Below are 12,975 nucleotides of genomic sequence, written 5' to 3' on the forward strand. Positions count from 1 at the left end.
GCGGACAGCACACGACGGCCGGGCACGCGACATGCGTGCCCGGCCGTCGCCGCGTCGGACGCGTTGCGGCCGCGCCTGCGCTCAGGCCTTCTGTTTTCTGGTACCGCGCATCGATGTCCAGAGCATGTCGCCGACACCGACGATGACCACGGCGCCGATCAGTTGGAGCAGATGGCGCGTCCAGTCGATGCCCCTGGTGTCGCTGACGCCGATCCACGCCGCGACGGCATTGCCGAGGATGCTGCCGATGATGCCGAAAATGGTCGTCAGCCAGAGTGGGATCTGCTGCTTGCCCGGCAGAATCGCCTTCGCGATCAGGCCGAGGACCAGACCCACGATGATTGCCCACAGCCAACTCATGTCGCCTCCTCGTGCGGCGCGGTTTCGCGCATGTGCGCCAGTCTTGGCTCATTGGCCGTACGCCGCATGTCGGACAGGTCCATACGTGCCACGAGTGTGCTGATGTGCACGAATACCGCGTGCCCCGGTCTCGATCCCGTCGGAGGCCGGGCGTACCGTGGAAATGCTCGTGAAGAGCCAGGGGAAGGGTGTCGGGAACGTGATGCGGAAGCAGAGTGGTACGGAGGTCTTCCGGATCACGGGAGCCCGGCAGAGCCTCGCGGACGATGTCCGCGGCAGGCAGCGACGCTATGTGATCTCGATGTCCGTACGGACGGTTGCGGTGATCCTGGCCGCAGTGCTGTGGAACATCGAGAGGCCTGTGGCCGTCGTGGCGCTCGCCCTGGGTGTGCTGCTCCCGTACGTCGCCGTGGTCATCGCCAACGCGGGCCGGGAGAACACCCCTTCACTGCCCTCGGCCTTCGTCCCGCCACCCGTCAGGCCGGTGCTCGAGGCCGCCCCGGTGGCCGGTCCGGCGGACTCCGACCGGGCCCGCAGCACCCAGGATCCGCAGGAGCACAGCTGACCGCCCGGCACGCCGAATGCTCAAGAAGAGCTCAGATCAATCACGAAGTTCAGGTGCACCGCACCCTGGTCCGCGTGACATACTTCCTACGCGCTCCGCATCCCCCGTCGGAGCGACGGACCGACGCCGGGCAGCTCCCCCCGTGGCTGCTCGGCGTCGCCTTTCTCCGGCAGGGGATGCGTCAGTAGGACGACCCGGGGACTGGCCTAGGGTTGAGTCCGTGAACTTCCCGAACTTTCCGGACTCCCCCGGCAATGCCGCCGAGAGCGCTGCTTCCGCCGCACCGATCTGTTCCGCCAAGGGCTGCCGTGCGGCCGCCGTATGGGTGCTGGCCTGGAACAACCCGAAGCTGCACACCCCGGAGCGCCGTAAGACCTGGCTGGCCTGCGAGGAGCACCGGGAACATCTCTCCTCGTTCCTGGGGGTGCGCGGTTTCCTCAAGGATGTCGTGACGCTGGCGGAGTGGGAGTCCTCGGCCGAGGGGCGCTGAGGTCCGTTCGCCGCTGCAGCGGCCTTAGCCGCCGATCGCCGACATCGGGCGGTCGGGCTGCAGGAAAGACGGGTCGTCCAGACCGGATCCGGCCTTCTTTCCCCACATCGCGAGCCGCCAGATCCGGGCGATCTCCTCGTCCGGCGCCTCGGAGCGCAGCGCGCCGCGCAGATCGGTCTCCTCGCGGGCGAACAGACAGGTCCGCACCTGACCGTCGGCGGTGAGCCGGGTGCGGTCGCAGGCCCGGCAGAACGGGCGGGTGACGGAGGCGATGACACCGACCCGGTGGGGTCCGCCGTCGACGAGCCAGCGCTCGGCGGGAGCGGAGCCGCGCTCGCCGTCGCCCTCGGCGGTGAGCGTGAAGCGGGTGCGCAGGGAGGCGAGGATGTCACCTGCCGTGATCATGCCGTCGCGCTTCCAGCCGTGCTGGGCGTCGAGCGGCATCTGCTCGATGAAGCGGAGCTCGTAGCCGTGGTCCACGGCCCAGGCGAGCAGGTCGGGGGCTTCGTCGTCGTTGAGCCCCGGCATCAGGACGGTGTTGACCTTGACCGGGGTGAGGCCGGCGTCGCGGGCGGCTTCGAGGCCTGCCAGCACGTCGTGGTGGCGGTCGCGGCGGGTGAGGGTCTTGAAGGCGTCGGGGCGCAGGGTGTCCAGCGAGACGTTGACCCGGTCGAGGCCGGCGGCCTTGAGGGCGGCCGCCGTGCGCTTCAGCCCGATGCCGTTGGTGGTGAGTGACATCTTCGGCCGGGGGGTCAGGGCCGCGCACTGTTCGACGATGGAGACGAGACCCGGGCGCAGCAGCGGCTCACCGCCGGTGAAGCGGACTTCGTTGATTCCGAGCCGGGTGACGGCGATACGGACGAGCCGGACGATCTCGTCGTCGCTGAGCAGGTCCGGCTTGGCCAGCCACTGCAGGCCTTCTTCGGGCATGCAGTACGTGCACCGCAGGTTGCAGCGGTCGGTCAGCGAGACGCGCAGGTCGGTGGCGACCCGATCGTAGGTGTCGATGAGCATGGTGGCCCCCTCCCCCGGTGATCCCGGTTGCGGATCTGACTCTGTCGAGACTACGCGACACCTGTGACAGGGGGGTGGCCCGTTTGACACGAGGAGCGGCGCGGTCGCGTCGTAGGACTCTACGACGCGACCGCAGGAACCGCTCGGTGCGTGCCGCGAACTCTTCGGTCGGTTCCTTCCCGTCAGTGGGCGCCGACGCCGGTGAGGGACTTGACCTCCAGCTCGGCGTACTTGCCCTTGTCCGGCTCCTCCTTCGAGAGCAGGGAGCCGAGCCAGCCGAGCAGGAAGCCCAGCGGAATGGAGATCAGGCCCGGGTTCTCCAGCGGGAACCAGGCGAAGTCGACGTCGGGGAACATCGAGGTGGGCTTGGAGGAGACGACCGGGGAGAACAGCACCAGCAGGACGGACGAGGCCAGGCCGCCGTAGATCGACCAGAGGGCGCCCTGGGTGGTGAACCGCTTCCAGAACAGGCTGTACAGGATGGTCGGCAGGTTCGCCGAGGCGGCGACCGCGAAGGCGAGGGCGACCAGTCCGGCCACGTTCAGGTCGCGGGCGAGGGCGCCGAGGCCGATGGAGACGATGCCGATGGCGACGGTCGCCCACTTGGCCGCGCGGACCTCTTCCTTCTCGGTGGCCCTGCCCTTGCGGATGACGTTGGCGTAGATGTCGTGCGCGAACGACGACGAGGACGCCAGGGTCAGGCCGGCGACGACGGCGAGGATGGTGGCGAAGGCGACCGCGGAGATGACGGCGAGCAGGATGGCACCGCCGGTGGAGCCGGAGCCGCCGCCGATCTCCAGGGCGGCCAGCGGGGCCGCCGTGTTGCCCGCCTTGTTCGAGGCGATGATGTCGCCGGGCTTGAGGATCGCCGCGGCGCCGAAGCCGAGCACGATCGTCATCAGGTAGAAGGCGCCGATGATGCCGATCGCCCAGTTCACCGACTTACGGGCGGCCTTGGCGGTCGGCACGGTGTAGAAGCGGATCAGGATGTGTGGGAGCCCGGCGGTGCCGAGGACCAGGGCGATACCGAGCGAGATGAAGTCCAGCTTCGAGATGCTGGTGGCGCCGTACTTGAGACCGGGCTCCAGGAACGCCTTGCCCTTGCCGCTGTTCTCCGCCGCGCTGCCGAGCAGGTCGGAGATGTTGAAGTGGAACTTCAGCAGGATCAGGAAGGTGATGAGCACGGTGCCCGCGATGAGCAGGACGGCCTTGACCATCTGCACCCAGGTGGTGCCCTTCATGCCGCCGATGGTCACGTACACGATCATCAGCAGGCCGACCAGGCCGACGATGGCGATCTTGCCGCCGTCGCTGGTGATGCCGAGCAGCAGCGAGACGAGCACACCGGCGCCCGCCATCTGCGCGAGCAGATAGAAGATCGAGACGACGATGGTGGAGGCGCCTGCCGCGGTGCGGACGGGGCGCTGGCGCATGCGGTACGCGAGGACGTCGCCCATCGTGTAGCGGCCGGAGTTCCGCAACGGTTCCGCAACCAGCAGCAGGGCGACGAGCCAGGCGACGAGGAAGCCGATGGAGTACAGGAAGCCGTCGTAGCCGAAGAGCGCGATGGCGCCCGCGATGCCGAGGAACGATGCGGCGGACATGTAGTCGCCGGAGACCGCGAGGCCGTTCTGGAAGCCGGTGAACTGGCGGCCACCCGCGTAGAAGTCGGCGGCGTCCTTGGTCTGCCGGCCTGCCCACACGGTGATGAACAGGGTCGCGACGACGAAGCACGCGAAGAGCGTGATGATCAGCGGCCGGTGCTCGCTGGCGCCTTCGGCGGCGAGCTGGACGGTGGGGTACGCGGCGTGGGCGGCGCTCATGCGTCGGCCTCCATACGGGACTTGATCACGGCGGCCTTCGGGTCGAGCTTCGTGGCGGCGTGGCGGGAGTAGAACCAGGCGATGAGGAACGTGGTGAGGAACTGGGCGAGACCGAAGACGAGCGCCACGTTGACATTGCCGAACAACTTGGTGCCCATGAAGCCGCCCGCGTAGTTCGACAGGAGCACGTAGAGCAGGTACCAGAGGACGAAGGCAACGGTCAGGGGGAAGGCGAACGAGCGGTGCGCGTGGCGCAGTTCGGCGAACTCCGCGCTCGCCTGGACCTCGACGAACTCCTCGGTCGTGGGCTGGGCAGGGCCGGTGTCAGGACTGGCCTTGGGCGGCGATGCATCGGTAGCCACGGAATCTCCTCGCGACGCGGGTGCGGTGGTGGGGACGGTGGATTTCACAGGAAGACCTCGGTGTCGGGGGGTCGGTGGTGCGCCTCCCCTGACAACGGCACGGAGCGAACGGCGAAGTGGTTCACCGTGGTTTGCCTATTCTTGAACTCGTCCTTTCGGCCCACCTTCGAACGGAATTCCGTCAACTCATTGATGAGCCGGGATGATCAGCGATAGCTTCGCTCTTCATGTACACGGCCGAACACACCCCGTGTCCGGTCGACTGGCACGGATGATGTGGAGACCCCATGGCTCATCTGGGATCCAGACGGACGCGCGCACTGACGCTGCCCGTCGGACTGGCCCTCACGGCCTCGCTCGGCTTCCTGCCGACGAGTGCCGCATCCGCCGCCCCGTCGGACGGACTGCCCACAGCGGCGGTCTCGACGGACGGCCCGAAGCTGTCTTACGTCGTCAACACCCGTGGTGGTCACGGCACCGTCAAGCAGGTGAAGAAGGCGATAGCCCGGGCCGGTGGCACGGTGGTGATCGCCTACGACCAGATCGGTGTCATCGTCGTCCACTCGCAGAACCCGGACTTCGCGCAGTCGATCCGTCGGGTCAGGGGAGTCGAGTCGGCGGGGGCCACCCGCACCAACCCCATCGTTCCGCAGGCCACCAAGGACATCGGGGTCGAGCAGCCGCTCTCCGCCGAGCAGGCGCGGTCCGCGGCCGCGGAGGCGACGGCGGACCAGGATCCGATGGAGCCGCTCCAGTGGGATCTGCCCGCCATCAAGGCGGACCAGGCGCACCAGGTGTCGCTGGGCAGCAGGAAGGTCACGGTCGCGGTCATCGACACGGGTGTCGACGACACCCATCCGGACCTGGCACCGAACTTCGACCGCGGGGCGTCGGCGAACTGCGTGAGCGGCGCGCCGGACACGACGGACGGCGCCTGGCGTCCGCAGACCGGTGAGAGCGACCACGGCACGCATGTCGCGGGCACCATCGCCGCCGCGAAGAACGGCATCGGCGTGACCGGCGTCGCGCCGGGCGTGAAGGTGGCCGGCATCAAGGTGGCGACCTCGAGTGGGTTCTTCTACACCGAGGCCGTCGTCTGCGGCTTCGTCTGGGCCGCCGAGCACGGCGTCGATGTCACGAACAACAGCTATTACACCGACCCTTGGTTGTACAACTGCAAGAACGACCCCGACCAGGGCGCCCTGGTGGAAGCGGTCACCCGCGCCAGCCAGTACGCGGAGCACAAGGGCACGGTCAACGTCGCCGCGGCCGGCAACAGCAGGGAGGACCTTGCCGCCGACACGCTGGGGGACTCGACCAGCCCGAATGACACCACGCCGGTGACCCGGACCATCGACCCGCGGGAGTGCCTCGACATCCCGACGATGCTGCCGGGGGTCGTCACGGTCTCCGCGACCGGTGCCAAGGGCCTGAAGGCCTCGTACTCCAACTACGGTGCCGGGGTCATCGATGTGGCTGCGCCGGGCGGTGACTCGACGGTGTACCAGACGCCCGCACCGCCGGCCACGAGTGGTCTGATCCTGTCGACGCTGCCGGGCGGCAAGTACGGCTACAAGGCCGGTACGTCGATGGCCTCCCCGCATGTCGCGGGTGTGGTGGCCCTGATCAAGTCGTCGCACCCGCATGCCTCGGCGGCCGCGGTGAAGGCGCTGCTGGTGAGCGAGGCTGACGCCACCGCGTGCGGCGACCCGTACGACATCAACGGCGACGGCAAGATCGACGCCGTCTGCGAGGGCCCGAGGAACCGCAACGGCTTCTACGGCGCCGGTGTGGTGGACGCGCTGGACGCGGTCCGCAGGTAGTCACCACGCGTATCGGGGAAGGGCCGGGGGCGACTGTCCTCGGCCCTTCCCTCGCACTGCGGTGGCACTCAGTGCCATAGTGCGGTCATGGCAGATGTGATCGACACGCAGAACTCCGGTACGGAGCAGGCATGGTCCGCCCTCGGCGGCGATCCCGCACTTCTGGGCCGTATCGACGGCGGCGGACCGGCCGGGCTGCTGCCCGCGCGGCTGCCCGTCATGGAGCTGGCCCGATCCACCGTCGCGGTCTGTGCGCTGGCCGCCACCGAACTGGCCGTGCGCCGTGCGGGGAGAACCGCCCGACCGGTGGCGCGGGTCCGGGTCGACGACGGTGCGGTGGCCACCGCGTTCCTCAGCGAGCGGCATCTGCGGGTCGACGGGCGCGCGCCGACTGCATTCGCCCCGCTGTCCCGGTTCTGGCGGACGGCCGACGGCTGGGTCCGCACCCACGCCAACTACCCGCACCACCGGGCCCGGCTGCTCAGCGCGCTCGGCCTGCCCGCCGATGCCGGAGTGGACACGGTGGCCGCGGTGCTCGCCGAGCGGCGGGCGGTGGAGACCGAGGAGACGGTGTACGCCGCAGGCGGTCTGGCCATCGCACTGCGTACCCCCGAGGAGTGGGCGGCGCACGAGCAGGGCGCCGCGATCGCCACCCGGCCGCTGCTGACGCTCGACCGGACCGAGGGGCCGGGCCAGGCGGGTCCGCGCCGCCTTCCCGCCGTGTCGGGTTCGCCGCTGCTGCCCGCCGCCGGGCTCCGGGTCCTCGATCTGACCCGTGTCCTGGCCGGTCCGGTGGCTACCCGCACGCTGGCGCTGCTGGGCGCGGACGTCCTGCGGATCGACGCACCGCAGCTGCCGGAAAGTCAGGAAGCCCACAACGACACGGGGTTCGGCAAGCGGTCGGTCTCCCTGGATCTGGGCGACCGGGCGGACCGGGCGACGTTCGACGAGCTGCTCACCGCCGCCGATGTGCTGGTCACCGGGTACCGGCCGGGCGCGCTGGAGGCGTACGGCCTGACTCCGGAGGCGCTCGCCGTACGCCGTCCCGGGCTGGTCCTCGCGCAGGTGTCCGCGTGGGGGCGGTACGGGCCGTGGCACGAGCGGCGCGGCTTCGACAGTCTGGTGCAGGTGGCCACCGGGATCGCGGCCGTGGAGGGGGACGACGGGACGCCGGGCGCGCTGCCCGCGCAGGCCCTCGACCACGGCACCGGCTATCTGCTGGCGGCTGGCGTGCTGCGGGCGCTGACCGAGCAGCACGACGACGGCGGTTCGCGGCTGCTGCGGCTGGCGCTCGGGCAGACGGCGCACTGGCTGTGCGGCGGGCTCGCGCGCACTCAGGACTTGTCCGGCCCGTCAGAGGCGTACGACCCCCCGGAGACGTACGACCCCGAGAAGTACCTCGGCTCCACGGACAGCGCGCCGGGCCGGCTGCGGTACGCCCTGCCGCCGGTCTCCTTCGCGGGCGGCCCGGCGGACTGGTCGCGTCCGCCGGGCCGGTTGGGCGCGGATGCACCGAAGTGGCTTACCACTACGGCTTGATGAGGACCTTCAGCGCCGTGCGCTCGTCCATCGCCTTATAGCCGGCGGGGACCTCGTCGAGGCCGATGGTGAGGTCGAAGACGGGCGACGGGTCGATCGTGCCGGCCAGGACGTCGGGGAGCAGTTCCGGAATGTACGCACGCACGGGCGCGACGCCGCCGCGCAGGGCGATGTTCCGGTCGAACATGACGCCGAGGTCCAGGCCGGTGCCGCTGCCGTGCGGCACGCCGACGTAGCCGATCGAGCCGCCGTCGCGGGTGATCCCGACCGCCGTGCGCATCGACTGTTCGGTGCCGACGGCCTCGATCACGGCGTGGGCGCCCGCGCCGCCGGTCAGTTCCCGCACGGCGGCGACGGCTGCTTCGCCGCGCTCGGCGACGACGTCCGTGGCTCCGAAGGTGCGGGCAATGTCCGTGCGCACCTGGTGGCGGCCGAGCGCGATGATCCGCTCGGCGCCGAGCCGCTTGGCGGCCATGACGCCGCACAGGCCGACCGCCCCGTCACCGACGACCGCGACCGTGATGCCGGGCTTCACACCCGCGCCGATGGCGGCGTGGTGTCCTGTGCCGAGCACGTCGGACAGGGCCAGGAGCGCCGTGAGCAGGCGGTCGTCGGACGCGGCGGCGGCCGGGAGCTTGACCAGCGTGCCGTCGGCGAACGGGACGCGCACGGCCTCGCCCTGCCCGCCGTCGGAGCCGACCGAGCCCCAGAAGCCGCCCTGCGGGCAGGACGTCATCAGGCCCTCGGCGCAGTACGCGCAGGTGCCGTCGGACCAGACGAAGGGGGCGACGACGAGGTCACCGGCCGCGAAGCCGCTGACCTCCGGTCCCGCCTCCTCGACGATCCCGATGAACTCGTGGCCGATGCGCTGGCCGGGCTGGCGGGCGGCCTCGCCGCGGTACGCCCACAGGTCGCTGCCGCAGATGCAGGCCCGCAGGACCCGCAGCACCACATCGGTGGGCTGCTGGATCGTCGGGTCCGGCACCTCCTGGACACGAATGTCGTGGGGGGCATGGATGACAGTGGCGCGCATGCGTGAGGGTCCTTGCTGATCTCAGATTCTGATACTCCGCTCACCGTACGCCCCAGGGGCGGCAACGGTCCGTTCCGGGCCTGTCGTGAGCACCCCGACGGTCAGCAGGAACTGCGCCACGATGTACGTGAGCATGACCCAGAAGTCCGGGGCGGGCAGCTGCGGCCAGTCGGCGATGCCGCTGGCGATGAGCGCGTCGGACAGCAGGAAGAGCGCCCCGCCGAGCGCGGCGTACCGGCCGCGGGTGCTGGACCGGTAGGCCATCGCGGTGAGCAGCAGGCTGTAGCCGGCCATCGGGATCCGCAGGTCCGCGGGGAGCCCGCCCCAGACGAGGGCGACGAAGGCGGCGAGGACCGCGGCGTACCCCGCACCGAGCAGCAGGGAGCTGCGGGCACGCCCGAAGAGCCACAGATAGCAGACATGGCCTGCGGCGAAGGAACCCATGCCGATGAGGAACGCGGCATCTGCGTCGGGCAGCAGGAGTGTGTCGCCTCCCCAGCCGAAGAGCAGTGCGGCGATGAGCAGCCGAGGTCCACGGCGGGCGGCGGCGTACCCGGCGAGCAGCGGCATCAGCAGCGGCTTGGCGACGAGATGGGCGAGACGCACATCCGCGAGGACACCGACGAGATCGACGGCGGAGGCGACGACAAACGCGATGAGCAGGGGGCGTACGAACCGTGCCCGCGCGTCCGTGACGGCGCCGGCGCTCATCCGGTGCTCTCCCGGACGGCAACGGCGGTGGGGGCAGCGCCGGAGGCGGCGGTCGGGGCGGCCGTCGGCGCCGGCTGCCAGCCCGGCCCGCGGAAGATCCGCCCGGCCCGCTCGCCCCAGCTGTCCGCCGCCCGCACGTCCCGGGCGATCGCGGCGTACTCATGGGTCGCGACGCGCAGCGGGTTGTGGGTGGCGATGTTCTTGGTGAGCCCGTAGACGGGCCGCTCGGTCTCGGCGGTGAAGGAGCCGAAGAGCCGGTCCCACAGGATCAGGATGCCGCCGAAGTTCCGGTCGAGATAGCCGCCCTGGGAGGCGTGGTGCACCCGGTGGTGGGAGGGCGTGTTCAGGACGTACTCGAAGGGCCGGGGGAGTTTGTCGATCCGTTCGGTGTGCACCCAGAACTGGTAGACGAGATTGGCCGAGGAGCAGAAGGCCAGCGCCGCCGGATGGACCCCGCAGGCGATGAGCGGAACGTAGAACGGCCAGACGGTCAGCGAGGTCCAGGGCTGGCGCAGTGCGGTGGTGAGGTTGAACTTCCGGCTGGAGTGGTGGACCACATGGCAGGCCCAGAGGATCCGGATGACGTGGTGGCCCCGGTGGGACCAGTAGTAGAAGAAGTCCTGCGCGAGCAGCATCAGCAGGATCGTCCACCACAGGACGGGGACGCGCAGCGGGGTCAGCTCGTAGACCGCGGTGTAGATGGCCACGATGGGCACTTTCCACAGCAGGTCGAAGACGAGACTGCCGAGCCCCATGGTGACGCTGGTGACAGCGTCCTTGGTCTCGTACCCGGCGGCGTCCTCGTCGGGGTGAATGCGAGCGCTGACCATTTCGACAACGGTGAGCAGGACGAAGGCCGGTATGGACCACAGCACGACATCGGGCAGGTTCGGCTCCATGCGAGCACCGTAGAGCGGGTGGCCGGTCGGGGACTAGACGTTGTTACCAACAAGTATGCGAGACGCGATGTCAGCAACCTTTGGCGGCTTCTGCCAAGAGAGCCGTCGTAGGATTTCCGGTACGCGAGTCGGCGATGGGGAGGAACTTACGTGCCCAGTACGGAAGTTGCATTGATTCGGCTGGCCACCACGGTCATTGGCGCGGTAACCAAGTCGCTGCTGGCTCCCAAGCCAGGCGCAGGTCTGGTACCGGATCCGGTCCGTCCGCTCCCCCGCCCCGCGAAGTCGGCCTGGAACATCCGGGCCACGTGACGATCAGGATCGAGCAGGCGCTGGGCGAGACAGACCGGCTGCTGTTGCGTGGTCCGGCCGGTTCGGGCAAGAGCACACTGGTGCAATGGCTGGCCCTGAACGCGGCCGGTCGTACGTTCGACAGCGAGCTGGCGGACTGGAACCGCTGTGTGCCGTTCGTACTGCGGCTGCGCGCCTTCACTTCGCACGAGGCGCTGCCCACTCCGGACGACTTCCTGCGCGCCGCCGGTGCCCCCATGGACGGCTCGGCACCGGCCGGATGGGCGGACAGCCTGCTGACGAGCGGTCGGGCGCTGGTCCTGGTGGACGGCGTGGACGAGGTGCCGATGCAGCTGCGCAACCGTACGGAGCGGTGGCTCAAGGACCTCGTCGCGGCCTACCCACGAGCCCGGTACGTGGTGACGACCCGGCCGTCGCGAACGCGATACGGCCGGTGAGGATGTACCGGCCGTGCCTGGCATTGGCCAGGTGCGCGAGCGGGGCAGGCAGTCTGATGCTGACCTCGCCGTCCGGGGTGACGCGGATCGTCTCGTTCCCGAACCGCTTCCCCGACTCACCATCGGCAGCGAGAAACCAGCGTTCCGCCTCCCACCGTTCCCGCCACTGCTCCTCGGTGAGCTCGGCCTCGGTGAGGTGGTGGCGGGTGTTGAGGAGACGCTTGCCGCCCCGTACCACCCGCACCCGTCCGGCCCGCCAGTCGGCTACAGCAGCGGCATGCCGCGCCTCCAGCATCGCGAGGCGGCGGGACTTGTGGAACCACTCGCCCTTGGAGCGGTAGCCGCCCGCGGCCCGCTTCGTTCCGCGTTCCCGGGCGGGACAGGCGGTGCCGCAACGTCTTGATCCCGGCCTCCAGGCTCTGGACATGCGCCGCCTGGCAGCGGCGTGCGAGCGCCCACTGATCATGCGTGGCCTTGGTGATCGCACCCGCGATCCGCGACGACGACAGCGCGGTCAGCTCCCGCTTACGCGCCGCCCAGGTCTGCGCACCGTGCTCCAGACCATCCGCACAGCGGGCCTTGAGATCACCGGAAGCCAGCGCACCCTGATGCTCACCGACCGCACGCAGCACCAACTCGTCCTGGGCGGTCAGGTGTTTGAGGCGGTCCCGGATCGCCACCCCGCAAGGCCCGGGCGCCACCAAGGTCACCCATTCGGCCCCAGAACCCCCGTTCCCACCCCTACAAACCCACCCACAGGACTCACTCCCGCTCACCATCACTCACTTCAATGCAGCAATCCGACAGCAGCTCACACCCCCACGGCCCCCAGCAACGCCCCCGCCCCATAGGTAACCGCCATCGCCAGCGCTCCCCCACCCATGTTCCGCAGCATCGCGCGCGCCACCGCCGCATCACCCAGCCGCGCGCTCCACCACCCCGTGAGCGCCAGCGCCGCCAGTACCGCCAGTACCGTGATGATCAGCCGCACCGAGGACGGCGGCAGCACGATCGCCAGCAGCGGCAGCAGCGCGCCCGCCGTGAAGGCCAGGAAGCTTGCACCCGCCGCGTGCCACGGGTTCGTCAGGTCGTCGGGATCGATGCCCAGTTCCACCTCCGCGTGGGCGCGCAGCGCGTCGCGTGCAGTGAGCTGGACGGCGGCCTCGCGGGCGACTTCCCGGCTCAGACCCTTGCCCTCCAACAGGCCGGTCAGCTCGGCGAGTTCCGCCTCTGGGGTCTCCTGGAGCTCCCGCTTCTCCATCGCCAGCGCGGCCTGCTCCGAATCACGCTGGGTGGACACCGATACGTACTCGCCCGCCGCCATCGACATGGAGCCGGCCAACAGCCCGGCCAGGCCCGCCGTCAGCAGGGCGCCGCGGTCACCGGTGGCCCCTGCGACGCCGACGACAAGGCCTGCGGTGGAGACCACGCCGTCGTTGGCGCCGAGGACCGCGGCGCGCAGCCAGTTCAGCCGCGCGCCGAGGCCGTCGCTATGGGCTTCATCGTGGGCTTGTGTCTCCATCACCCGGGGAGGGTCTCATCCGTGCCCTCACCAGACGTGTACCGACCCACCCGGGGCGAAGGGCCGGGCTCGCAGCACTGGCGAG

At 70.0% G+C, this 12,975-nt stretch carries 12 protein-coding genes and 2 pseudogenes; 5 read left to right on the top strand and 9 right to left on the bottom strand.

Annotated elements, in window-relative coordinates; all coding sequences use genetic code 11:
- Positions 1–81: 81 nt before the first annotated feature.
- Positions 82–360 (bottom strand): GlsB/YeaQ/YmgE family stress response membrane protein, encoded by a 279-nt coding sequence (locus ABZV38_RS04210; protein ID WP_356324359.1) that lies wholly within the window; start codon positions 358–360, stop codon positions 82–84.
- A 202-nt stretch (positions 361–562) separates the two neighbouring features.
- On the opposite strand from ABZV38_RS04210, the gene ABZV38_RS04215 reads away from it, so the two are divergent.
- Positions 563–925 (top strand): DUF3099 domain-containing protein, encoded by a 363-nt coding sequence (locus ABZV38_RS04215; protein ID WP_356324362.1) that lies wholly within the window; start codon positions 563–565, stop codon positions 923–925.
- Positions 926–1,211: 286 nt separating this feature from the next.
- The gene (locus tag ABZV38_RS04220; protein ID WP_356324645.1) at positions 1,212–1,415 is read left to right on the top strand and encodes a hypothetical protein; all 204 of its coding nucleotides are present in this window, start codon (positions 1,212–1,214) and stop codon (positions 1,413–1,415) included.
- A gap of 24 nt (positions 1,416–1,439) precedes the next feature.
- Here the strand turns inward: ABZV38_RS04220 and moaA are convergent, their stop codons facing one another.
- The 3 genes from moaA to ABZV38_RS04235 all read right to left on the bottom strand — a co-directional run bounded on the left by moaA (position 1,440) and on the right by ABZV38_RS04235 (position 4,614).
- The gene (gene moaA, locus ABZV38_RS04225; RefSeq protein WP_356324364.1) at positions 1,440–2,429 is read right to left on the bottom strand and encodes a GTP 3',8-cyclase MoaA; all 990 of its coding nucleotides are present in this window, start codon (positions 2,427–2,429) and stop codon (positions 1,440–1,442) included.
- Between the two features lie 182 nt (positions 2,430–2,611).
- On the bottom strand, positions 2,612–4,252 hold the full coding sequence (locus ABZV38_RS04230; protein ID WP_356324366.1) for a cation acetate symporter: 1,641 nt from the start codon (positions 4,250–4,252) through the stop codon (positions 2,612–2,614).
- Positions 4,249–4,614: a DUF485 domain-containing protein gene (locus ABZV38_RS04235; protein ID WP_356324368.1), complete on the bottom strand. Its 366-nt coding sequence runs from the start codon at positions 4,612–4,614 to the stop codon at positions 4,249–4,251. The genes ABZV38_RS04230 and ABZV38_RS04235 overlap by 4 nt, the downstream gene beginning before the upstream one ends.
- A 287-nt stretch (positions 4,615–4,901) precedes the next feature.
- Here ABZV38_RS04235 and ABZV38_RS04240 point away from each other — a divergent pair, with 287 nt between their 5' ends.
- Positions 4,902–6,437: a S8 family serine peptidase gene (locus ABZV38_RS04240; protein WP_356324371.1), complete on the top strand. Its 1,536-nt coding sequence runs from the start codon at positions 4,902–4,904 to the stop codon at positions 6,435–6,437.
- Positions 6,438–6,524: 87 nt separating this feature from the next.
- Positions 6,525–7,976: a CoA transferase gene (locus ABZV38_RS04245; protein WP_356324373.1), complete on the top strand. Its 1,452-nt coding sequence runs from the start codon at positions 6,525–6,527 to the stop codon at positions 7,974–7,976.
- Here the strand turns inward: ABZV38_RS04245 and ABZV38_RS04250 are convergent.
- The 3 genes from ABZV38_RS04250 to ABZV38_RS04260 are packed head-to-tail and all read right to left on the bottom strand — an operon-like array spanning position 7,966 to position 10,619.
- A complete protein-coding gene (locus tag ABZV38_RS04250; RefSeq protein ID WP_356324375.1) occupies positions 7,966–9,009 on the bottom strand; it encodes a zinc-dependent alcohol dehydrogenase family protein in 1,044 nt (347 codons plus the stop codon). The genes ABZV38_RS04245 and ABZV38_RS04250 overlap by 11 nt on opposite strands.
- A 21-nt stretch (positions 9,010–9,030) precedes the next feature.
- A complete protein-coding gene (locus tag ABZV38_RS04255; RefSeq protein WP_356324377.1) occupies positions 9,031–9,720 on the bottom strand; it encodes a lysoplasmalogenase in 690 nt (229 codons plus the stop codon).
- Complete coding sequence (locus tag ABZV38_RS04260) at positions 9,717–10,619, bottom strand: sterol desaturase family protein (RefSeq protein ID WP_356324379.1); 903 nt, start codon at positions 10,617–10,619, stop codon at positions 9,717–9,719. Before ABZV38_RS04260 ends, ABZV38_RS04255 begins: the two co-directional genes overlap by 4 nt.
- Positions 10,620–10,930: 311 nt before the next feature.
- Here ABZV38_RS04260 and ABZV38_RS04265 point away from each other — a divergent pair.
- Positions 10,931–11,347 (top strand): annotated as a pseudogene (locus tag ABZV38_RS04265) (NACHT domain-containing protein); the annotation flags it as partial.
- On the opposite strand, the pseudogene ABZV38_RS04270 reads toward ABZV38_RS04265, so the two are convergent.
- Both ABZV38_RS04270 and ABZV38_RS04275 read right to left on the bottom strand, forming a co-directional pair.
- A pseudogene (locus ABZV38_RS04270) lies at positions 11,346–12,078 on the bottom strand (IS200/IS605 family accessory protein TnpB-related protein); the annotation flags it as partial. The pseudogenes ABZV38_RS04265 and ABZV38_RS04270 sit on opposite strands and share 2 nt — an antisense overlap.
- Positions 12,079–12,179: 101 nt before the next feature.
- Positions 12,180–12,890, bottom strand: a complete 711-nt coding sequence (locus ABZV38_RS04275) for a VIT family protein (protein WP_356324647.1) — start codon at positions 12,888–12,890, stop codon at positions 12,180–12,182.
- Between the last annotated feature and the right edge of the window lie 85 nt (positions 12,891–12,975).

Origin of the sequence: Streptomyces sp. NPDC005181 (assembly GCF_040608395.1) — a bacterium.
Taxonomy (GTDB): domain Bacteria; phylum Actinomycetota; class Actinomycetes; order Streptomycetales; family Streptomycetaceae; genus Streptomyces.